Origin of the sequence: Sphaerisporangium rufum (genome assembly GCF_016863395.1) — a bacterium.
GTDB classification, from domain to species: domain Bacteria; phylum Actinomycetota; class Actinomycetes; order Streptosporangiales; family Streptosporangiaceae; genus Sphaerisporangium; species Sphaerisporangium rufum.
Window position 1 is genome coordinate 1 of record NZ_BOOU01000095.1, and the last position, 21,412, is coordinate 21,412.

The following is a 21,412-nucleotide window of genomic DNA, read 5'->3' on the forward strand; positions in this document are numbered from 1 at the left end:
GAAAGCACGGCTAGCGTTCGCCGGGGACCCAGTCGTCGTCGGTGGGCGCCGAGCGGAGCGTGGCCGCGGCGGGCGGCACCGGGTCGGGGAAGGGCTCGCAGTGGACATCCGGTCCCGGCAGGTTCGCCGGAAGCGTGCCGTCGGTGAGGTAGGCCTTCCAGATGTCGTCGATGCACGCGTTGCCGCGACCGGTCAGGCCGTGGTTGCCGCCGCCGTCCATCACCACCAGGCGGGAGGTCGGGAAGCGCCGGTGCATTTCGACACCGCCCTGGTACGGCGTGGCCGCGTCCTTGGTGTCCTGGAAGAGCAGGGCGTTCTTCACGCCCCACCCGTTGATCCGCACCTCGGTGCGGCCGGGCACCGGCCAGGATTCGCATTGCGCGTTGTACCAGGCGTTACCCCAGGTCAGGAAGGGTGCCGTGCGGTAGGAGCGCCACCAGTCGCGGTGCCAGGTGAGCCAGTTACGCGGCCAGCGGGCATCGGAGCACTCGACCGCGGAGTACACCGCGAAGCCGTTGTCGTCGCCGCTGCTGTCGCCGTACAGGCCGTAGGCGTCGACCAGCGGCGCGCTGTCGCCCGCGGTGTACTTCGCCAGGGCGTCCGCCAGCCGTGGCCAGCGGCTCTTCAGGTAACCGCCGGACAGGAAGGTGTCGTCCAGCTCGTCCGGGCCCACCCGGCCGGCGGCGGGTTCGGCCTTCAGCCGGGCGCGGGCCGCGTAGTACGCCTTCTCGGTCGCGGCGCCGTCGGTGCCTAGATGGTAGGTCGAGTCGTATTTGGCGATCCAGGCGAAGAAGTCCTTGGCGCGGGACTCGAACGCGTGGTTCTGGTCGATGTTGGCGTCGTACCACACCCGCTCGGGGTTGACGATGCTGTCCAGCACCAGCCGGCGTACGTTGCCCGGGAACATCGTGGCGTAGGTGGCGCCGAGGTAGGTGCCGTAGGAGTAGCCCACGTAGCTGATCTGACGCTGGCCGAGGGCCTTGCGGATCTGGTCCATGTCCTTGGCCGCGTCGACGGTGGTCATGTTCGGCAGCATGTCGCCGTGTGCCTGGCCGCAGGCCTTGGCGTAGCCGCGCATCTTCTTCACCCAGGCGGCCTCCTCCGCCGGGCCGGAGGGTACGTAGTCCGGGCGCACCGGATCGAAGAAGTGCGGGTCGCAGCTCAGCGCGGGTTCGCTGGCGCCGACGCCGCGCGGGTCGAACCCGATCAGGTCGTACTGCGCGGCCAGCTGGGCGCCGAGCCGGCCCTGCATCACGGCCGGATAGGCGAGGCCGCTGCCTCCCGGTCCGCCGGGGTTGAACAGGATCGCACCCTGATAGTGGGCGGTGTCGGTCGCCTTGAGCCGGGAGACGGCGATTTTGATCGTTTTGCCCCGCGGGCGGTCGTAGTCCAGCGGGACCGTGACCGACGCGCACTCGATCCCGGCCGGCAGGCCGGCGCACTGCGCCCACTCGGGGGCCGGAGGCGTGTACTCGGGTGCCTGCCGGACGCCGGCGGTCGCGGGGGTGGCGACCAGCGTTCCGCCCAGACCCAGGCCGGCGGTGGCCAGCGCTATGAGGATCTTTTTCACGTGTACCCCTTCGGCGCCGGCGACTCCACCGATGGAAGCGACTTACGGCACCATCGGCGATCATGCGGATAAAGCACTCATAAATCGACGCCCGTCGCCGCTTGGTTGCCAAACCGTAACTTAGAGTCCACTTCCGACCGCACCCCGTGCCGACCTTCGCGGGCCGTACTGGTTCCGCGGGACCCCACTACACTTCGGATGTCGTCGAGTCCCCGTGCGAGGTTTGCTGATGATCGCCATTCTCGGAACCGGCAAGATGGGCGAGGCCCTGCTGTCGGGGTTGCTGCGTGCGGGTGTGCGGCCGGGCGAGGTCATGGCGACCGCGCGGCGCGAGGATCGGGCGGCCGCGCTACGCGAGCGGTACGGCGTGCAGGTCGTGTCGAACAGCGAAGCGGCGAAGATCGCCGACACGCTGATCCTGGCGGTCAAGCCGCAGGACATGGCGGCGCTGCTCGCGGAGATCGGGCCGCACGTCCCGGCGGGCCGGTTGGTGATCTCGGCCGCGGCGGGCATCACGACGTCGTTCGTCGAGGCCCGGCTGGGGCACGAGGTCCCGGTGGTGCGGGTCATGTCCAACACGCCGGTGGTGGTCGACGAGGCGATGAGCGTGATCTCGGCGGGTGCGCACGCCGCGGAGAAGCACCTCAGGCTGGCCGAGGACCTGCTGAAGCCGGTCGGCAAGGTGCTGCGCATTCCCGAGTCGCAGCAGGACGCGGCGACGGCGCTGTCCGGCAGCGGCCCGGCGTACTTCTTCTACCTGGTCGAGGCGATGGTCGACGCGGGCATCCTGCTCGGGATGCCGCGTGCCGCCGCGCTCGACATGGTGACCCAGTCCATCGTCGGCGCGGCGATCATGCTGCGCGACTCCGGGGAGCATCCGGTGATCCTGCGCGAGGCCGTCACCTCGCCCGGTGGCACCACCATCGCGGCCATCGCCGAGCTGGAGCGGCACCGGGTGCGGGCGGCGTTCCTGGACGCCATCGAGGCGGCACGGGACCGCAGCCGCGAGCTGGCCGGCGGCTGATCGCCGCCGGCGCGCGGCGCGGTCAGCCGTCCGGCTGGGCGATCCGGGCGAACTCGTCGAAGGAGATCCGGCCGTCTCCGTCGGTGTCGGCGTGCCGGTCCAGCGCGCCGAGGGCCTCGGCGGGCAGGTGCGGGAAGTGTTCGGTGATCTCCGCGCGGGTGATGTAGCCGTCACCGTCGCCGTCGATCGCCGCGAACCGCTGCTTGAGTTCGACCCAACGCGGGTCCGCCGGTCCAGCCGACAAGGAGATCCGCCCCCTAACCGTGTTCCGATGGTGCTCGCCAGTGCTACCCCAATATGCCGTGAAATAGCATGACTTGTGGTGGTGACGGAGGTGGCGCTTCGGCACCGATGACGATCATTGCCGGTCGGCAGTCGGCCAGGGAACGCGTACCGGCGGGAGCTTGGGAGGGGCCGGGTCCGCGAAGGCCTCCGTCAGCATTCTCGAAACGGTGTAGATGTGCCACAGGGTGTCCATCCGAGACGCCGGCCGCCATGTCATTCCGGTCTCGTTGACGATCCGCGAGAGCCCGCCCGCGCCCGCGGCGGCGATGTCCGCGTACATGGGGTCGGTCACTTCCTGGGTGAGGTTCATCCGCCAGTTCCACGGCTTGCGGGCCGGATCGAAGGCGGCATTCGAGACACCCGGGTCGACGGCGCTTCCGGGATGCGGTGACCGGACCCGGAACCGGTCCATCAGCCTGCGGACCGGGGCCTCCGTGGTGAACCGCCATGGCCTGCCCTCGATCGGGATATCACCCAGCTGGGGGGCGAAAGCGCTGATCACCCCGTGGATCGGTGTCTCGGATCGCCGCCACACCGGATCCATGCTCAAGGCGGTCCGGACGACCGAATTGTCGAGGAAGGGGGGCAACGGGTGCTGACCGCGCAGCAGCGACGCGCGGGATGCGGCGTGCCAGCGGCCCACCCGGTACGCCAGGTACAGGTGATCGAGGACTTTCGGGCCGTCCTCTCGGCAGCGCTCCTGCCATGGAGAGGCCAGGACCAGAGCGTGCTCCTTGCCTTCCTCGGTCAGCAGATCGGTGTTCTTGCCGAAAAGGCCGTCCACTCTGCGTCGCACGGCCGTGTCGTCCAGCTGAGCCTGGTTCTGCAGGAAGCCGCCCCGCAGAATCTCGCCACCGTGCCCGGACATCCGAGGCGTCGGGTCGTAGCATCCACCGGCGGGGAGGTTCTCATAGGCGGAGATCATTCCCTCGCCGGCGAACAGTGCGTTGTGGGTGCGGACGCGAGGGTGCGGAATGATCAGCTCCGCGCCGCCCTCGGACCGTGTCGGCCTGCTCACGCTGTGCCGGACGCCGAGTGCCTCGGCGACGCGCCCGGCCAGCACCACGTCGGGGCTGCCGTCATGTCCCGAGGTCGCCGTCACGAAGGGGATGTCCGCCCTGTAGAGCAGCGCGGCGAGGAGGCGGCTGTCCCGGCCTCCGGTGAGCGACAGCCGCACCGGTTCATAGGTGTTCCGCAGCGGTCGTACCGCGGCGAGCAGCGCGTCGGCGAGTTCGTCGATCTGGGCGCTCGCCCTGCGCCTGGAAGTCGGTGTCGCCCGCGCCTCGGGCGGCGAAGTCACGGTGATGGTCCGGCGCCCGGCGGTGATCACGATTCCGGTGGCGGGCGGGAGTGCGCTGACCGCGTCGAACGGTGTCTCGTCGGACAGGAAATACCCGGTTCGTACCATCGACTCCATCGCGGGCAGATTCCAGACGATGTCTGGTCGACTCGATCCCGTCGTGGCCGCTCTGGCGGCGAGATGGACGAGCAGCGCACGGCTGCCGATCACATGAAGGCCGGAGGTCTCGGTGTAGAAGACCGGACATGCCCGGGTCATTCCGGTGGCGGCGCTCACCCCGTGCTCATCGGCGCGGAAGATGGAGAACACGCCGCCGGTACGGGCTGCCGTCTCGCCGAGCCGGGGTGCGGCCAGCAACTCGTCAGCCTCGGCCGGTTCGGCCAGATGTCCGGTCAGACCGGCCACCCGGCCGCCGCCCGAGCAGATGATCGGCAGACCGTGGCCCGCCGGCTCGTTGGACCAGGACAGCAGTGCCGTGTCACCGGCGGCCGACCGCCACTCGCCGGCGGTGATGGTCGCGGCAGGTACGGGAAAGGCGCGCCCGATCGCCTCGCGCGCCACTTCGAGCACCACGGGCGGCAGCGCGACACCCGACCGCTTGGCGGTGATCACTAGATGGACGCGCAACCGGACCCCCCGATTCCGCCGGTCCGCCCGGTGACCTTGGGCACGCCTTCGCGGCCCGTCGCTCCGGCGGGAGCGGCCCGCCGATCGGCGCGAAGCCGTGCGGCGAACGGGGTGCTGATCCCGGGTGGAGCGGCCATGAGGATGATCTCTCTTCGACGGTTCACCTCCCTGTTTCGCCGAAGGCGAGGTTCCCTTTCGCGAGCATGAGCCGGACGGAGTGCGGTGATCCCCACCGGCGCCGTGCGCCGTCCACGGCCGGTGACCGGCTCAGGGGAGGGGCGGCCGGGTGCGGTACGGTCGGAGGATGAGCGAGCGCGGCGAGCCGGTCATCCCGCGTCCCTTGCCCGGCCGGGCCACGACAGGCGGGGCGGGCGGGTGAGCCGGTCGGTGCGGGTGGTGTGGGACGACCGGCTGCTCTCCTACGACTTCGGGCCCGGCCATCCGCTGGCGCCGGTCCGGGTCGAGCTGACCATGGCGCTGGCCCGCGAGCTCGGGGTGCTGGACAAGGTGGAGCTGACCGGCTGCGGTCCGGCCACCGACGACGAGCTCGCCCTGGCGCACCGGCGTGATTACGTGGCGGCGGTCCGGCGGGTCTCGGCGACCGGCGCCCCGGACCTGGCCTGCGGTCTCGGCACGGCCGACAACCCCTCCTTCGCGGGAGTGCACGATGCGTCCGCGCTGGTCGCCGGGGCGACGCTGGCCGCCGCCCGCGCGGTGTGGACCGGCGAGGCCGAGCACGCGCTCAACATCGCCGGCGGGCTGCACCACGCGATGCCCGCGGCCGCCAGCGGCTTCTGCGTCTACAACGACCCGGCGGTGGCGATCGCGTGGATGCTTTCGCAGGGCGCCGAGCGCATCGCCTACGTGGACGTGGACGCCCACCACGGTGACGGGGTTCAGGCGATCTTCTACGACGATCCCCGGGTGCTGACGATCAGCCTGCACGAGAGCCCTCGCACGCTGTTCCCCGGCACCGGGCTGCCGTCGGAGACCGGGGCCGAGGTCAGCGCGGTGAACGTGGCGCTGCCGGCCGGCTGCTCGGACGCCGGGTGGCTGCGCGCCTTCCACGCGGTGGTGCCGCCGCTGCTGCGCGAGTTCCGCCCCGAGGTGCTCGTCACCCAGCACGGCTGTGACGGCCACGCCCTGGACCCGCTGACGCATCTCATGCTCAGCCTGGACGGCCAGCGGCGGTCGTACGCCGCCCTGCACGCCCTGGCCCACGAGACCGCGGGCGGGCGGTGGCTGGCCACCGGTGGCGGAGGGTACGAGCTGGTGCGGGTGGTCCCGCGGGCGTGGTCCCATCTGATCGCCGAGGCGGCGGGGCATCCGGTGGAGCCCGGCACGCCGACCCCGCCCGGCTGGCGGGAACTCGTCACCGAGCGCACCGGTGAGGTACCGCCGCTGAACATGACCGATGGCCGAGATCCGGAATTTCCGGATTTCGCGGGTGGTTACGACCCTGGCGACCCCATCGACCGAGCGATCATGGCGACCCGGAAGGCGATCTTTCCCGGCCATGGGCTGGACCCGCAGCCCTGACCCGCCGGCCGCGGCCCCCGCCGCCCGCTCACGCCAGGGATCGCCAGGTCCGGACGAGTCGCCGAGTGGACGGAGTGAACGATGGAGACCGCGGTCGTGCCCACGCGGGAGGAACTGAGGGACCACCTCGTCCGGACGAGGATCGCCGGTGACGTGGCGACCAGCCGGGAGAACAACCTCGACCACTACCGGTCGCTGGCGGTGCGCGACCCCCACTACATGTTCGGCCTCACGCTGGCCGGTGACTGGACCTTTCGCGACGTGCTGGCGCTGATGGCGAAGGCGGCGGGCGTGGTGGCCGACCCCGGACACCGCGCCGGGCAGGACACCATCGACCCCGAACGCACCATCGACGCGCTGGAGATGATGGGCGACCGGATCGCCGCGGCGCTCCGGCGGGCCGGCGCGCGCGTCCTGATCGCCACCGGACACCCCACCGGGCTGCTCACCACCCACCTGGCGCTCGCCCGGCTGGTCCGGCGGACCGGCGCCACGCTGGTGACCCCGGCCGAGGAGCGTTCCTTCACCAGTGGCGGGCTGGGCCGCCGCCGGCGGATCCGGTACCTGGACGACGTCGCCATGCTGGACGACGGGGGAGCGCTGGTGCACACGCACGACCCGGCGCCGATGCAGGCGATGCTCGGCGAGCTGGCCGCACAGGGGGCGGCGCCGCCGGATCTGGTGATCGCCGATCACGGCTGGGCCGGGGCGGCCGGCGAGGCGGGCATCGAGACGGTCGGCTTCGCCGACAGCAACGACCCGGGGTTGTTCGTGGGCGAGGCGGAAGGCAAGATCGCGGTGACCGTTCCGCTCGATGACAATGTGCTGCCGAGACACTACGCTCCGATGACGGCCTATCTGATCTCCCGGGTCGAGAGTGGCCTGTGAGACAGGCTGGACGAGTTACGGGCGCGCCGTAAATCGCGTTGGGTACGTGCAGACAGCCGCGCGCGTCGACCGTTTGCCAACTTTTTTATGATCCGGATCGGCTCTACTGGGACGTGTTCCAGCGATCTACAAGATCGGAAAACCGGCTCGTCATGGCCGTTGGCCAGCGACTTTTCCCGTTCTGGTGGCAGGAGTCTCCGGAGGCTGATGCAATAGGGGGTTTGCTCCATCGGAGACGCGTTCTACGCTGACAGCAGTACACGTGCGTGAGCAATGGCACCAGTGGGGATAACCCGGAAACACGTGCGGAAGAGGCGTCCGATGGGTGCAGCTGAAAGACCTCTCAGCGAGGTGAAGTTCCTGACGGTGGCCGAGGTGGCCACCGTCATGCGGGTGTCCAAGATGACGGTGTACCGGCTCGTCCACTCCGGTGAATTACCGGCCATCCGGGTCGGGCGATCCTTCCGGGTGCCGGAACAGGCGGTACACGACTACCTGAGGGATGCGTTCATCGAGGCGGGTTGACTGGACGACTGAGTCACGTGGCCGGCCGCCCGCCCGGGCGACGGCGCACGTCCCGCGGGGGTGTGCTCCCCGGCCGGACGGCATCCGGATGGCGCGCCATCCGGGCGGGGCCGGCGGTGGGGCCCGCCCCGCGGCGGGTGTTCGGCCCTCCCCGGGAGCGATCGACCGGGAATCGCCGGTAGGCTGTTCAATCGGCGTGCCTCATGGCGAGGCGCCGATCGGGGTCCTGCGTGCCGCTCGCGGCATGCTCACGGACCCGATGGCGCCCGCCGGCGGGCGCGCGCCGTTTTGACAACACCTACCTTCACCTGGGGGTCCCGTGGGCTCTGTGATCAAAAAGCGTCGTAAGCGCATGGCCAAGAAGAAGCACCGCAAGCTTCTCAAGAAGACCCGCATCCAGCGGCGCAACAAGAAGTAGCAGCGCGGACCGACGACGCAGAGCGGCGGGAGCCCGGTGCGTCAGCTAGCCGGGCGAGCGCGAACCACGAAGACGTGATCCTGCGAGGCGCCGATGACCCACACCGTGCTCGTGACCGGGGTCTCCCGGCACATCGGTGCCCGGGTGGCGGGCGTCCTCGCGGCCGACCCGGCGATCGACCGGGTCGTCGGCGTGGACACCATGCCGCCGCCCGCCTCCGCGCGGGACGGCGGCGCCGCGCTCGGCCGTACCGAGTTCGTCCGGGTTGATCTGCGCAGCCCGGACATCGCGCAGGTCATCGCCGCGGCCGACGTCGACACCGTCGTGCACCTGAGCCTGGTCAGCGCTCCCTCGAAGGGCGCGGGCCGGCCGGTCATGAAAGAGCACAACGTCATCGGCACGATGCAGTTGCTGGCCGCGTGCCAGCGCTCGGCCACGGTGTCCCGGGTCGTGGTCCGCTCCACGACCGCCGTCTACGGTTCGTCCTCGCACGATCCCGCGATGTTCACCGAGGACGCCGAGCCGGCCGAGGCGGCGACCTCCGGGTACGCCAAGGACGCCACCGAGGTCGAGGCCTACGTCCGCGGCTTCGCGCGGCGCCGGCCGGATGTGACCGTCTCGACGCTGCGCTTCGCCAACTTCATGGGTCCGGGCATCGACTCGCCGCTGACCCGCTACTTCTCCCAGCCGGTGCTGCCGACCGTGCTGGGCTTCGACCCCCGCCTCCAGTTCGTGCACGAGGACGACGCGGTGGAGGTGCTGCGGCGCATGGCCGTCGAGCACCACCCCGGCACGTTCAACGTGGCCGGGGACGGTGTCATGCTGCTGTCGCAGTGCGTGCGCCGCGGCGGCCGCCCGGTCGTGCCGGTGCCGTCCACCGCCTTTCGCGTGCTCGGCGACCTCGCCCGCGGCGTGGGCCGGGTCGATTTCTCCCCTGAGCAGATCGCCCTGATGAGCTACGGCCGGGCGGTGGACACCCGAAGGCTCGCCGCCGAGCTCGGCTGGCGGCCCAAGTTCGGCACGGTCGCCGCCTTCGAGGACTTCCTCAACTCGCGTGGCCTGTTTGGCGAGACGTCACTCCCTGTGATCGACTGGCTGTCCACAGTGTTGGGCAGAGGTGGGGAACGGTGAAGCGAACGGACTTCTCGCCGGACGGCGACGGTGGCCGGAGCGGCTCAGGCGGCGGCGAGGACGAGCCGGCGGACGCCCGGGTCATCCCGATCACCGCGGCCCGGCGGTACGGCGGCGGCGGACGCCCGGGCGACGACATCGAGGACCGTCTCGCCGAGCTGCTCGCGTTCCTGCGCCGCCGCCTCAACGGCGAGTACGAGGTCGACGAGTTCGGGTTCGACCCCGAGCTCAACGACAAGGTGCTGCTGGAGCTGATCCGGCCGCTGTACCGCCACTGGTTCCGGGTGGAGACGCTCGGCCTGGCCAACGTTCCCGACGAGTCGGGGGCGCTGGTCGTGGCCAACCACTCCGGTACGGTGCCGGTCGACGCCCTGATGCTGCAGGTGGCCCTGCACGACGACCACCCCGCGCACCGCGCGCTGCGGCTGCTCGGCGCCGACCTGGTCTACCGGCTGCCGGTCCTCGGCCACCTGTCCCGCAAGTCGGGGCACACGCTGGCCTGCCCGGAGGACGCCGACCGGCTGATGCGCAAGGGCGAGCTCGTCGGGGTGTTCCCCGAGGGGTTCAAGGGCGTGGGCAAGCCCTTCTCCGAGCGGTACCGGCTGCAGCGGTTCGGCCGCGGCGGATTCGTGGCGTCGGCGATCCGCGCCCAGGTGCCCATCATCCCGTGCGCCATCGTCGGCGCGGAGGAGATCTATCCCAAGATCGGCGACCTGCCGTCGCTGGCCCGGCTGTTCGGCCTGCCGTACATCCCGATCACTCCGCTGTTCCCCTGGCTCGGGCCGCTCGGCCTGATCCCGCTGCCGTCCAAGTGGATGATCGAGTTCGGCGAGCCGGTGCGCACCGACCAGTACGATCCGGAGGAGGCCGACGACCCCATGCTGGTCTACAACCTCACCGACCAGGTGCGCGAGCTGATCCAGCAGCAGCTCACCCGGCTGCGCCTGCACCGCGGGCCGGCGTTCTCCCCGCTGTTCTGACCTGGTCCGGCGGTCTCATGGCCGGGGGGCGAGGGTGTCCCAGGCGGCCATCGCCGCGTCGACCACCTGGCCGAGCTCGCCGGCCGAGGCGCCGTCCCGGGCGTAGATCGACAACCCGTGCAGCACGGTGGTGTAGAAGGCGGCCACCGCGTCCAGATCGGTGCCGGCGGGCACGTCTCCGTCGGTGACGCCCTGGGCGAGCCGCCGCCGGACGGCCTGCTGGCCGGCCCGCCGCTGCGCCACCAGGTGGTCGCTGACCGGGGCGCTCTCCGGCCGGCCGAGCAGGGCGGTGTTGACGATCATGCAGCCGGGCGGGCTGCCGGGGTCGCCGAACATCCGGACGTTGGCCCGCAGCAGGCCCTCCACCCCCGCCCGCGCGGTGGCCGCCGTCTCGAGCTCGCCCATCGTGGCCGCCCCCTGGACGGCGGTGTACAGCGCGACGGCCTCGCGGAACAGCTCCTCCTTGCAGCGGAAGGCCAGGTAGAGGCTGCGCTTGCCGATGCCCATGGCGGCGGTCAGGTCGTCGACGGACGTGCCCTCGTAGCCGCGCCGCCAGAAGATGTCCATCGCGCGCCGCAGCGCCTCGTCCCGGTCGAAGGCGCGCGGCCGGCCACGTGTCGCCATCACCGCTCCTTTCGGTACCGATCAGATCCTAAGTCCTTGACGAGTGATCAACGTGGTGGCTAATTTGGAACCGATCGGTACTCAATTGGAGGCGACATGAGTGATCTGACGGGGAAAGTGGCGTTCGTCACCGGAGGTGCCCGGGGGATCGGTGCGGCGATAGTCCGGCGGCTGGTCCAGGGTGGGGCGGATGTCGCCTTCACCTACCTCTCCTCCGGCGACCAGGCCCGCGCGCTGGCCGACGACCTCGGCGCCACCGGCCGCCGGGTGATCGCGCTCCGCGCCGACGGCAACCGTGGGGAGGAGATGCGTGCCGCGCTCGACGAGACGGTGGCCCGGCTCGGCCGGCTGGACGTCCTGGTGAACAACGCCGGCGTCTGGACGTCGAGCCCGGTGGAGAAGGTGAACGCGGCGGAGTTCGACGCCGTCATGGGACTGCACGTGCGCACGGCGTTCCTGCTCGCGCAGGCCGCGGCCGAGCGGATGGACGAAGGCGGGCGGATCATCTCGATCGGCTCCAACCTCGCCGTGCGCGTCGGCCGGCCGGGCATCACGCTCTACGCGATGAGCAAGTCGGCGCTCGCCGGGATGACGCAGGGCCTCGCCCACGACCTGGCGCCCCGCGGTATCACCGTCAACCTGGTGCACCCCGGGTCGACGGACACCGACATGAACCCGGCCGATGGGCCGTTCGCCGCCGAGCAGCGGGCCGGCATCCCGCTGGGCCGCTTCGCCGACCCCGACGACGTGGCCGCCACCGTGGCGCACCTGGCGGGCGAGGGCGGGCGCGCCATCACCGGCACCGCGATCAGCGTCGACGGCGGCGTCAACGCGTGACCGGCCCGCCGCCGCCGGCGCGGCCGGTCAGGACGAGCGGTACCGGTCAGGACGAGCGGTAGTGGCGGCGCAGCGCGATGGCCGCGGCCACCCCGCCGGCCAGCGCGCCCGCGCCGGCGGCGATCGGCAGCCCGATCATCGTGGCCTTGCGGCCGGTGCGGAAGTCACGGATCGCCCAGTCGTGCCGGCGGGCGTGCTCCATCAGCTCGCTGTCCGGATTGATGGCGCAGGGGTGGCCGACCAGGTGCAGCAGCGGCAGGTCGTTGGCCGAGTCGCTGTAGGCGGTGCACCGGGCCAGGTCGAGGCCTTCCCGGCGGGCCAGCGCGCGCACCGCCTCGGCCTTGGCCGGGCCGTGCAGCAGGTCGCCCACCAGCCGGCCGGTGTAGACGCCGTCCACGGTCTCGGCGACGGTGCCGAGCGCCCCGGTCAGCCCCAGCCGCTGCGCGATCACCCGGGAGAGCTCGACCGGGGTGGCGGTGACCAGCCAGACGCGCTGCCCGGCGTCCAGGTGGCTCTGCGCGAGCGCGCGGGTGCCGGCCCAGATGCGGTCGGCCATCACCTCGTCGTAGATCTCCTCGCCGAGCCGCACGACGTCGTTGACCTTCAGCCCGACCACGAACGCCAGCGCGGTCTCCTTGGCCCGGGCGATGTGCTCGGCGTTCTCATTGCCGCGCACCCGGAACAGCGCCTGGCCGAGGGCGAACCGCACCAGGTCCTTGGTGGTGAACAGGCCGCGGGAGGCGAGGCCGCGGGCGAAGTGGTAGATCGAGGCGCCGCGCATCATCGTGTTGTCGACGTCGAAGAACGCGGCCGCGGTGGGGTCGGGAGGGGCGACCGGAGCGGCCACCGCGGCCGCGGCCGCGACCTCCCCGGCCATCCGCGCGCCGGCCTGCCGTCGTAGTAACCGCCTCATAGCAACTCAGCTTAACGGGGCATAGGGGGACGTGCGGGTGTACGCATCGTGAGCGTGTCGTGACGTTTCCGGCTACGTCCGCGCGAGTACCGCGGGTCGCATGACGATCAGGGCGCCATCCGGTCGATCATGTCCAGGTAGGCGCTCGCCTTCATCGCGTCGTCGTCGGTCAGCAGCGGGATCATGGGGCCCACCACGTCGCGCTGTTCCTCCGAGAAGCGCCGCAGCGTGGGGGAGTGCTCCTTCTCCCGCTTGACGTGGCTGAGGGCGGTCAGGGCCGACCGGGTCGTCACCGCCATCTCGTCCAGCGTCGGCCCGATCAGCCGGGCCCGCGTGGAGTCGGGATACCCGAGCAGCGCCGCGGCCTCGGTGGCACGCGAGTGTGCGACGGTCAACTCCCGATGGGCCCGCTCCACGTCGTTGGTGGTGAGGCTGAGCAGGGTGGCCTCCGTGGCGCGCTTGATCGGGTAGAGCCGGTCGCCCGGCACCGCCGTGTAGGTCTGCAGACCGGTGACGGCCGTCAGGGCGGCCGCCGTGACCAGCAGCGCGGCGGGCCGCGGGCGCAACCGCCGCGCGCCGCGCCGCCGATGCCGGGCGGTCTCGGCGCCCGCGGTGCCGGCCGGGTGCCCGGCCAGTTCCTCGCGGAGCCGGGCGCGGAACTCCGGACGCGGCCCGTGACCGGGTTCGGCGCCGATCTCCTCCAGCCGTGCGCGCAGGGCGGCCCGCCGGTTCGCGGCCGCCCAGCCCATGAGCAGCCACCGCGAAGGTTTCCGCCCGCCCATCAATGCTCCCTGCCGCGCGCACTACGATGATCCATAGGTGCCACTTGCCCAACGATCGCGGGAGGCCTCAGGTTACGGTCCCCGCACGTGCACCGGTCCGCCCGCCGGTGCCGGCGGGTTCAGCCGAAGTCGTCGGGCAGTGCCCGGGCCAGTGCGCGGATCGCGCGGAACTGCAGCGCCTTGATCGCCCCGCTTTTCTTGCCCATGATCAATGCGGTCTCGGCGAGCGACATTCCCTGCAGGAAACGCAGCACCACACACTCCTGCTGCTCGGGGCCGAGGTCGCGGACCGCGCGCAGTACGCGCTCGTTCATCATGGTGGCGACCACCGCGTTCTCCGGGATGTGCGTGCCGTCCAGCGCGGTGTCCAGCACCTCCGCGGTGGACACCTCCATGCGGTGGCGCCCGGACTTGAAATGATCGGTCACCAGGTTTCGGGCGATCGTCACCAGCCAGGCTCCGATGTCCCGGCCCTGCCAGGTGAAGTCGGCGATGCGCCGCAGCGCGCGCAGGAACGTCTCGCTGGTCAGGTCCTCCGCCAGGGCGTGACAGCCGACCCGGAAGTAGACGTAGCGGTAGACGAGGTCGACATAGCGGTCATAGAGCGCCGCGAACGCGTCCGCGTCACCGGTCTTCGCCCGGAGCACCATCCGCCGCAGCTCGTCGGCGTCGGGCTCGGAACGTTCCCGTCGTTGGGTCGCGGCGCGCGTGAAGTACGCCGCGTCGGCCGATCCTGCGGGGGAAAGCCCGGCGACCGACCATGAATTCGACATCCGGTATCCCTGGGGGGCAAGGGAGGGGCGCGTGCCTCGAACACTCTAGAAATCATCCCTAAGGTACACAATCCACTCTGGCTCCGGTGCTAACCCGCGTAACAGGAGTGCAGCAGCACTTCGCGCATCGGCTACCGGTTTGGAGCTAATGTCCGGCAGAGTTGGGAGCACCATGGGAGCTCTCGTCGCCGTCACCGCCTTCGCCGGTGCGTTGTTCGCCGCCATCACCACCGGCATCCTCGCCGGACGACTCCGCGACCAACGGACCGGTTGGCTGATCTCCTGGACCGTCACGACGACGGCCCTGTGCCTCGCGCTCGGCGCGGTCGCGATCGGCCACCTCGTCGGATTCGGTCCGGCGACCTTCCGCGTCTACCAGATAGCCGGCGCTTTCCTGGCGCCGTTCTGGCTGGCCATCGGCATGATCTTCCTGCTGGCGCGCCGGACCGGGGCCAAGCTGGCCACCTGGCTCTTCGGCGGCGCGCTGACCGTGATCACCGTTGTGATCATGGTGCTGGACCCGGTGAGCCGGCCGGAGAAGTTCGGCAAGGAGATGCCGCTCGGCGACGTCCACTGGACGATCATCCCGTCCTCGCTGCTGAACGCCGCACACGCGCTGACCTATCTGATCGTGATCGGCTGCCTCATCGTCGCGGTGCTGCGCTGGCGTTCCGGCGACGACTCCGACGCCGACAACATGCACGCCGGAGTGGTGCTGGCACCGACCGGCCTCGCCCTGGTCGGCACGGTCCGGTTCGCCATCCCCGGCGTGTTCGCCGCGCTGGTGCTCATCTTCATGATCGGTGCGGTCTGGTACGCGGTGGCCCGCCCGCTCGCGCCGTACGACGAGGAACGGGACGGCGGGGAGGACGACTGGGAAGAGGAACCACCGCCCCGGCGGCCCGCGCCCGAGCCCCGGACCGCCGTCCATACCGGCCCTTATCCGGCGGCGACCACGGCGGCGGCCTCGCCGCTGCCGCCGCCGCCGCGCCGGTCCGGGCTCGGTGACCTGGTGGCGGAGTACCGGGCGGGTGACCGCTCCGAGCCCGACCTCGCGGCGCGCGCGGGGACGCCCGGCGGGTACGGCGACCCGCGGGGAATGGATCCCCGGACGGGCGCGGTCCTCGGCGATCCGGGTGATTTCGGTGGTCCGCACACCGGTGAGGGGTTCGGCGGGCCGGGTGATCTCGGTGGCCCGCGTACCGGCGAGGGCTTCGGTGGCCGGGGTGATCTCGGCGGCCCGCACACCGGTGAGGGGTTCGGTGGCCCGCGCACCGGACAGTTCATGGGTCCGGACGCCGCGGCCGGTCACTCCGGGGTCCGCGGTCCGTTCGACCCGGTCGGCCGGCCCTACCAGAACGGCGCCCCCGCCGCCGACGACCCGTCGATGCCCGCGACCGGCGTCCTGTTCTCCGGTGCCGAGGCGATGCGCCACTTCGGCCCCGGCGCCGACCTGCCGGTGGCCGGCCGCCGCCGCGCCGACGCGGGCGGCTCGGTACGGCCGTCCCCGGCCATCTACGGGCTGCTCACCGTGTTCACCCTGATCGACGGGTCAGGCGAGGCGTTCGACCGGCTGGCCGAGGAGACCGTGGAGGCGGTGCGCGGCAGTGAGCCGGACACGCTGCTGTTCATCTGCCACTCGGTGAAGTCGGCGCCGCTGCAGCGCATCGTGTACGAGATCTACCGCGACGAGGTCGCCTACACCGAGCACCAGCGGCAGGCCCATATGGAGCGCTTCGCCCGTGAACGGGTGGCCCATGTGCTGGCCGCCAACGTCATCGAGTTGGACGTCAACGCCGCCAAGGTGGTCCCGCTGCCCACCCGCATGATCTGACGCGTCAGCCGCGCAGGTAGGCGAGCACCGCCCGGACGCGGCGGTGGTCGTCCTCGGCGGGGGGCAGGTCCAGCTTCAAGAAGATGCCGGCGATGTGCTTGGACACCGCGGCCTCGGTGACGACGAGCTCGCGGGCGATGGCCGCGTTGGACCGGCCCTCGGCCATCAGGCCGAGCACCTCGCGTTCCCGGGGCGTCAGCCGGGCGAGCGGATCGCGGCGGCGGCGGATCAGTTGGCGGACCACCTCCGGATCGACCACCGTGCCACCGGCCGCCACCCGGGCCACGGCCGAGGCGAAGTCGCGCACGTCGCCGATGCGGTCCTTGAGGAGGTATCCCACCTTCGCCCCGGAACCGTGGTCGAGCAACTCGGCCGCGTAGGTCTGCTCGACGTACTGGCTCACCACCAGCACCGCCAGACCCGGCCGGGCCCGGCGCAACGCGATCGCGGCGCGCAGTCCCTCGTCGGCGTACCCCGGCGGCATCCGGACATCGGTGATCACGATGTCCGCGCCGTGGTGGTCCACCGCGGCCAGCAGCCCCGGCGCGTCCCCCACCATGGCCACCACCTGGTGACCGAAGCGTTCCAGCAACCCCGCCATGCCTTCGCGCAGCAGCACGGCGTCCTCGGCGATGATCACTCGGAGCGGCGGCACGGGATCTCCCCCAGGCCCGCCCCGGACGGCCGGCCCCGCCGGGGGCGGCGCCGCAGGCGGCGTGGAGGGTGCCGGCCGTACCGGGCGGGAATCGCCGGTCATGCCCGAACATCGCACGGGATCTCCACCCGCACGGATGTCGGACCGCCCGGCGGGCTGGACAGGGTCATGACCCCTTCCACCACGGCGACGCGATCGGCGAGCCCGGCCAGCCCGGAGCCGGACGCCGGATCGGCTCCGCCCCGCCCGTCGTCCCGAACCTCCAGCACCAGCGTCTCCGCCCGGTGATGACCGAGCACCGAGCACCGGGCCGCACCGCTGTGCTTGGCGACGTTGGCCAGGGACTCGCAGACGACGTAGTAGGCGGCGATCTCCACCGCCTCCGGCAGCCGCCCGGGCAGCGCGACGTCCACCGTGACCGGGACCGGAGACCGGTCGGCCGCCTCGGCCACCGCGGCGGGCAGCCCTCGGTCGGTGAGCACTTGCGGGTGCACCCCCCGGATGAGCTCGCGCAACTCGGCCAGCGCCATCTTCGCCTCCTCGTGCGCGGCGCGCACCTGCCCGGCGGCCGCCGACCGCGGCGGCAGGTCGAGCAGGGCCAGACCGAGATTCATCGTCAGCGAGACCAGCCGCTGCTGGGCGCCGTCGTGCAGGTCGCGCTCGATGCGACGCCGCTCCACCTCGAACGCGTCCACCAGCCGGGCCCGGGACCTGATGATCTCGGCTTCCCGCGGGGCCAGGATGGCGCGCACGATCGTGGCCCGCGCGCCGGCCCACGCCGTCACCGGATAGGCGGCCAGCGGCAGCAGGACCAGCCCGGCGAACGCCAGGGGCAGGCCGGTGAGCGCGTCGGTGCCCGGCTGGAACGGGGCGGACATCAGCAGCAACGGCGTCCACACCGCCGCGGACAGCACGCCGATGTCCATCCACCAGGTCGCGAAGAGCAGCCCGGCCAGGGCGGCCGTCCGCCAGGTCGCCGGCTCGCGCAGCCGGGGCGGCCACCCGGCGTGCGGCTGCCGGGCGCGCACCACCGCGGGACGGCGGGCCAGGTCGCGGTCGATCAGGCGAAGCCGCGCGTGCTCGAACATGCCCAGCGGCAGGGCGAGTACCGCCGCGCCGGCCAGCAGCGCCAGGTACGCCGCGGCGCCACCGACCTGGTGGGCCAGCAGGTACAACCCCAGAGCGGGCACGGCCAGCACGCCGCTGCCCAGCAGGTAGGCGAACGAGCGCCACGGCCACGACGAGCGCAGGAAGCGCCGCGGGCTCTGGGTGACGGCTTCCAGCGCGCTTCTGGCGGGCACGCACCCGACGTTAACCGGGCCGGGGTCGGCGGGCACTAGTGCCAGGTCTACCTTCGGTTCTCGCCCTGGCACCAATGTGGCGACGGACCGGCTCCGGTTGGCTCGGCACCATGGAAACCGAACCGAAAGCGCCCAGGGTGCCCGGCGAGCCCGGGGAGACCGTCCGGCTGACCTCGTTGCGCCGCACCTACGGCGACGGACCGCACGCGGTGGCGGCGCTCGCCGGGGTGACGGCCGGCTTCGCCGCCGGCACCTTCACCGCCGTCATGGGCCCGTCCGGCTCCGGCAAATCGACCCTGCTGCACTGCGCGGCGGGGCTCGACCGCCCCACGGGGGGCACCGTCGCCATCGAGGGCACCGACCTCGGCGCTCTGGACGAGACCGCGCTGACGGTGTTCCGGCGCGAGCGGGTGGGGTTCGTCTTCCAGGAGTACAACCTGGTCTCCGCGCTGACCGCCGAGCAGAACGTCTCGCTGCCGCTGCGCCTGTCCGGCCGCGCCGCGGACCCGGACCGGGTGCGTTCGGCGCTCGCCGATGTCGGTCTGGCCGGTCGTGAGGGGCACCGGCCGGGCGGGCTCTCCGGCGGTGAGCGGCAACGGGTGGCCATCGCCCGCGCCCTGGTGACCGGGCCCGCGGTGGTCTTCGCCGACGAGCCGACCGGCGCGCTGGACACCAGGGCGTCCCATGGCGTGCTGCGGCTGCTGCGTGGTCTGGTCGACTCCGGTCAGACAGTGATCATGGTCACCCATGACCCGGTCGCCGCCGCCCACGCCGACCGGGTGCTGTTCCTCGCCGACGGGGCGGTGGCCGGCGACCTGGCCGGCCCGGTGGGCGCCGAGACCGTCGCCTGCCGACTCGCCGGGATGGCCGGGATGGAGGTGCCGGCATGAGCGGCGCGAGATCCGCCCCAGCGGGCGCCCAGTCGGGCGATACACGGCGCACCGCACCCGGGCGGCCCGGAGCGGCCCGGCGTCGGGTGGCGCCGTTGAGCCTCGCCTCGGTGCGCGACCATCGGAGCGCCTTCGCCGCCACGTTCGTCACGGTGGTGCTCGGGGTGGCCATCATGGCGATGACCTCCCTGACGTTCGCCTCGGCCGGCCCCAGGCTGCCCGACCGGCTCGCCGCGGTCACGGTCGCGGTCCAGGCGCCGGTGATCGAGAAGGTGGACGGTGACTTCTCACCCGCCCGGCCGTGGCCGCCCGGGACGGTCGCGGACCTCACGGCCCGCCTGGCCGCGATCCCCGGCGTCGCGCGGGCCGTCCCGGACCGGTCCTTCTACGCGCAACCGGTGATCAAAGGCCGGCCGGTTCCCGAGCAGCGGGGATATCCATGGCAGGTGGTCGGCCTGGCTCCGTACCGCCTGGTCGAGGGGGTTCCGCCGCGCGGCGACGGTCAGGTGGCGCTGGACCGCTCGCTGGGCGTGCCGCCGGGTGTCCGGCTGACCGTGCTGACCGCGCGCGGCCCGGCCGCCTACCTGGTCACCGGCACCGTCGACGGGCCCGGCGTCTACCTGAGCGACGCGACGGCCGGGCGGCTGGCCGGTGGCGTCCGGTTCATCGGGCTGGTCACCGAGCCGGGCGCCGATGTCCGCTCGGTGGAGGCCGCCGCCCGGCGGACCACCGCCAGGGCGGGGCGGGTCCTCGCCGGTGACTCCCTCACCGCGCTGGAGGCCCTCGCCGACGCGCGCACGCGCTGGATCGGCACGCAGGTGCTGAGCGCCATGACCGCGCTCGCGGTCTTCGTCACCGGTTTCGTGGTCGCGACCACGTCGGCGTTCGGCGTGTCCCGGCGGCGGCGCGAATTCGCACTGCTGCGCACCATCGGGGCGACTCCGCGACAGGTACGGCGCCTGGTCTATGGCGAGGCGCTGGTGGTCGGCGGGGCGGCCGCGGCACTGGGCGCGCTGCTCGGTGCGGTGGCGGCCCCCCTGCTCGGCGCCGCGCTGGTCGGCGCGGGGTTCGAGCCGCCGGGCCTTAGGGTGGCGGTCGGCCCGGCCCCGCTCGCCGCGACGTTCGGCGGGGGAGTGCTGGTCACGCTGGCCGGTGCCTGGTCGGCCGCCCGGCGGGCCGCCCGGGTGAGCCCGCTCGCGGCGCTGCGCGAGGCCGACGTCGACGACCGGCCGATACCGCGCATCCGCTGGATCACCGGCGTCCTGCTCTGCGCGGGTGGGCTCGCCGCCGCGGTCACCTCGGTGGCGGCGGCCGCGGACGGGCTGATCACCAACGTGCTGGTGAGCGCGATGGCCATGATCCTCGGTATCGCGGCGCTCGCGCCCGCGGTCGTGCCGGCCACGGTGCGCCTGGTCACCCGGCCGTTGCACCGGTCGCGTGGGGCCACCGGGGTCCTGGTCCGCGAGAGCGCGCTGGCCGCGGTCCGGCGCACCGCCTCGACTGCCGCTCCGGTCCTGGTGATGGTGGGCTGCGCCGTACTGATCACCGGAATGGTGCGGACCACCGCGGCCGCCTTCGCGGCGGTCCGGGCGACCGAGGCGGTGACCGGGCCGGTCGTGGTCCCGGCCGGCGGCCCGGGCCTGACCGACGCGGCGGTCACCGCCGCCGGCGGGGCGGCGTTCCTGCCCACCGCCGTCTACCGGCCGGACGGGCGCGCCGTGATGGCGGCCGGGGTCACGCCGCGGATGCTGGAGTCGGCGCGGTCGAAACTGATCCCGCTCGCCGGCTCGCCGGATTCGCTCGGCGAGCGAGAGGCGATCGTCGCTCGCAAGATGGGGGCGGACCCGGAGTGGCGTCCGGGCACCATGCTGTCCTTCGCCTTCGAGGACGGCGTCACGGTGCGGGTGAAGGTGGTGGCCGTGGTCGACGACGCGCCGGTCGAGGTGATACTCCCCTACGACCTGGTGCGCGCACATGATCCGCCGGCCCTGGCCGAGGAGGCGCACCTGCGTGGCGCTCCCGCGGCGGGCACGCTCGCCGCGCTGGGCGCCCGGGTGGTCGACGCGGGCACGCACGCGGCGGAGGCCGACGCCGAGGAGGACCGCCTGGTCTGGACGTTCACGGTGCTGCTGGTGATCGTCTCGGCGGGGTACGCGGCCATCGCCGTCGCCGGCACGCTGGGGATGGCGGCGGCCGGCCGGGTCCGGGACATCACCGTGCTGCGCCTGGCCGGAGCCACCACCGGGCAGGCCGTCCGCGCGCTGGCCGTGGAGACCGCGCTGGTGGTGGCCGTCGGGGCCGCGCTCGGCGTCATGGTCGCGGTTCCGGCGCTGGCCGGCATGCGGGCCGGGCTGGCCGGCGCCTTCGGGGTGCCGGTGCCGCTGGTGGTGCCGTGGCCGTTGATCCTCGGCATCGTCGGCGGTTGCCTGCTGCTGGCGGTGGCCGCCGCGGTCACCGTCCCGCACCGCGCCCTGCGAAGACCGGCCTAACCGGCCCGCCGCGCCGGCCCGCGGACC

The 21,412-nt window shown here is 72.5% G+C and carries 20 protein-coding genes; 11 read left to right on the top strand and 9 right to left on the bottom strand.

Annotation, left to right across the window (positions count from 1 at the left end; genetic code table 11):
- Positions 1 to 10: 10 nt before the first annotated feature.
- Complete coding sequence (locus Sru01_RS31335) at positions 11 to 1,570, bottom strand: alpha/beta hydrolase (RefSeq protein WP_203993361.1); 1,560 nt, start codon at positions 1,568 to 1,570, stop codon at positions 11 to 13.
- A 229-nt stretch (positions 1,571 to 1,799) separates the two neighbouring features.
- Here Sru01_RS31335 and proC point away from each other — a divergent pair, with 229 nt between their 5' ends.
- Positions 1,800 to 2,594: a pyrroline-5-carboxylate reductase gene (proC, locus tag Sru01_RS31340; RefSeq protein ID WP_203993363.1), complete on the top strand. Its 795-nt coding sequence runs from the start codon at positions 1,800 to 1,802 to the stop codon at positions 2,592 to 2,594.
- Positions 2,595 to 2,616: 22 nt separating this feature from the next.
- Here the strand turns inward: proC and Sru01_RS31345 are convergent, their stop codons facing one another.
- Both Sru01_RS31345 and Sru01_RS31350 read right to left on the bottom strand, forming a co-directional pair.
- Complete coding sequence (locus Sru01_RS31345) at positions 2,617 to 2,838, bottom strand: EF-hand domain-containing protein (RefSeq protein ID WP_203993365.1); 222 nt, start codon at positions 2,836 to 2,838, stop codon at positions 2,617 to 2,619.
- 114 nt (positions 2,839 to 2,952) lie between these two features.
- Positions 2,953 to 4,791: an asparagine synthase-related protein gene (locus tag Sru01_RS31350; RefSeq protein ID WP_203993367.1), complete on the bottom strand. Its 1,839-nt coding sequence runs from the start codon at positions 4,789 to 4,791 to the stop codon at positions 2,953 to 2,955.
- Positions 4,792 to 5,181: 390 nt separating this feature from the next.
- Between Sru01_RS31350 and Sru01_RS31355 the strand changes: the two genes are divergently transcribed.
- The 6 genes from Sru01_RS31355 (at position 5,182) to Sru01_RS31380 (ending at position 10,287) form a co-directional block, all read left to right on the top strand.
- A complete protein-coding gene (locus Sru01_RS31355; RefSeq protein ID WP_203993369.1) occupies positions 5,182 to 6,345 on the top strand; it encodes an acetoin utilization protein AcuC in 1,164 nt (387 codons plus the stop codon).
- An 81-nt stretch (positions 6,346 to 6,426) separates the two neighbouring features.
- Positions 6,427 to 7,233, top strand: coding sequence for a phosphatase (locus tag Sru01_RS31360; protein ID WP_203993371.1), 807 nt, complete (start codon positions 6,427 to 6,429; stop codon positions 7,231 to 7,233).
- A 321-nt stretch (positions 7,234 to 7,554) separates the two neighbouring features.
- On the top strand, positions 7,555 to 7,758 hold the full coding sequence (locus tag Sru01_RS31365) for a helix-turn-helix domain-containing protein (RefSeq protein WP_203993373.1): 204 nt from the start codon (positions 7,555 to 7,557) through the stop codon (positions 7,756 to 7,758).
- 319 nt (positions 7,759 to 8,077) lie between these two features.
- Entirely contained in the window at positions 8,078 to 8,176 is a 99-nt protein-coding gene (locus tag Sru01_RS31370; protein WP_018654693.1) for a 30S ribosomal protein bS22, read from the top strand.
- A gap of 93 nt (positions 8,177 to 8,269) precedes the next feature.
- A complete protein-coding gene (locus tag Sru01_RS31375) occupies positions 8,270 to 9,307 on the top strand; it encodes an NAD-dependent epimerase/dehydratase family protein (RefSeq protein WP_203993375.1) in 1,038 nt (345 codons plus the stop codon).
- Complete coding sequence (locus Sru01_RS31380) at positions 9,304 to 10,287, top strand: lysophospholipid acyltransferase family protein (RefSeq protein ID WP_373869560.1); 984 nt, start codon at positions 9,304 to 9,306, stop codon at positions 10,285 to 10,287. Before Sru01_RS31375 ends, Sru01_RS31380 begins: the two co-directional genes overlap by 4 nt.
- Before the next feature lie 15 nt (positions 10,288 to 10,302).
- On the opposite strand, the gene Sru01_RS31385 is transcribed toward Sru01_RS31380, so the two are convergent.
- Positions 10,303 to 10,911, bottom strand: coding sequence for a TetR/AcrR family transcriptional regulator (locus tag Sru01_RS31385; RefSeq protein ID WP_203993377.1), 609 nt, complete (start codon positions 10,909 to 10,911; stop codon positions 10,303 to 10,305).
- A gap of 96 nt (positions 10,912 to 11,007) precedes the next feature.
- On the opposite strand from Sru01_RS31385, the gene Sru01_RS31390 reads away from it, so the two are divergent.
- Positions 11,008 to 11,748: an SDR family NAD(P)-dependent oxidoreductase gene (locus tag Sru01_RS31390; RefSeq protein ID WP_203993379.1), complete on the top strand. Its 741-nt coding sequence runs from the start codon at positions 11,008 to 11,010 to the stop codon at positions 11,746 to 11,748.
- 46 nt (positions 11,749 to 11,794) lie between these two features.
- Here Sru01_RS31390 and Sru01_RS31395 read toward each other — a convergent pair whose 3' ends face one another.
- From Sru01_RS31395 to Sru01_RS31405, 3 genes are all read right to left on the bottom strand, one after another.
- The gene (locus Sru01_RS31395; RefSeq protein WP_203993381.1) at positions 11,795 to 12,661 is read right to left on the bottom strand and encodes an HAD family hydrolase; all 867 of its coding nucleotides are present in this window, start codon (positions 12,659 to 12,661) and stop codon (positions 11,795 to 11,797) included.
- Positions 12,662 to 12,768: 107 nt separating this feature from the next.
- Positions 12,769 to 13,443: a DUF5667 domain-containing protein gene (locus tag Sru01_RS31400; RefSeq protein ID WP_203993384.1), complete on the bottom strand. Its 675-nt coding sequence runs from the start codon at positions 13,441 to 13,443 to the stop codon at positions 12,769 to 12,771.
- A gap of 119 nt (positions 13,444 to 13,562) precedes the next feature.
- On the bottom strand, positions 13,563 to 14,216 hold the full coding sequence (locus tag Sru01_RS31405) for a sigma-70 family RNA polymerase sigma factor (RefSeq protein ID WP_203993386.1): 654 nt from the start codon (positions 14,214 to 14,216) through the stop codon (positions 13,563 to 13,565).
- Positions 14,217 to 14,388: 172 nt separating this feature from the next.
- On the opposite strand from Sru01_RS31405, the gene Sru01_RS31410 reads away from it, so the two are divergent.
- A complete protein-coding gene (locus tag Sru01_RS31410) occupies positions 14,389 to 16,050 on the top strand; it encodes an antibiotic biosynthesis monooxygenase (protein WP_203993389.1) in 1,662 nt (553 codons plus the stop codon).
- 4 nt (positions 16,051 to 16,054) lie between these two features.
- On the opposite strand, the gene Sru01_RS31415 is transcribed toward Sru01_RS31410, so the two are convergent.
- Positions 16,055 to 16,705: a response regulator gene (locus Sru01_RS31415; protein ID WP_275412230.1), complete on the bottom strand. Its 651-nt coding sequence runs from the start codon at positions 16,703 to 16,705 to the stop codon at positions 16,055 to 16,057.
- A 98-nt stretch (positions 16,706 to 16,803) separates the two neighbouring features.
- Positions 16,804 to 18,006 carry a sensor histidine kinase gene (locus Sru01_RS31420; RefSeq protein WP_239137904.1) on the bottom strand — a complete coding sequence of 401 codons (1,203 nt, stop codon included), beginning with the start codon at positions 18,004 to 18,006 and terminating at the stop codon, positions 16,804 to 16,806.
- A 110-nt stretch (positions 18,007 to 18,116) separates the two neighbouring features.
- Between Sru01_RS31420 and Sru01_RS31425 the strand changes: the two genes are divergently transcribed.
- Positions 18,117 to 18,896: an ABC transporter ATP-binding protein gene (locus Sru01_RS31425; RefSeq protein ID WP_203993398.1), complete on the top strand. Its 780-nt coding sequence runs from the start codon at positions 18,117 to 18,119 to the stop codon at positions 18,894 to 18,896.
- A gap of 110 nt (positions 18,897 to 19,006) precedes the next feature.
- The gene (locus Sru01_RS31430) at positions 19,007 to 21,385 is read left to right on the top strand and encodes an ABC transporter permease (protein WP_203993401.1); all 2,379 of its coding nucleotides are present in this window, start codon (positions 19,007 to 19,009) and stop codon (positions 21,383 to 21,385) included.
- The last annotated feature ends 27 nt before the right edge of the window (positions 21,386 to 21,412 follow it).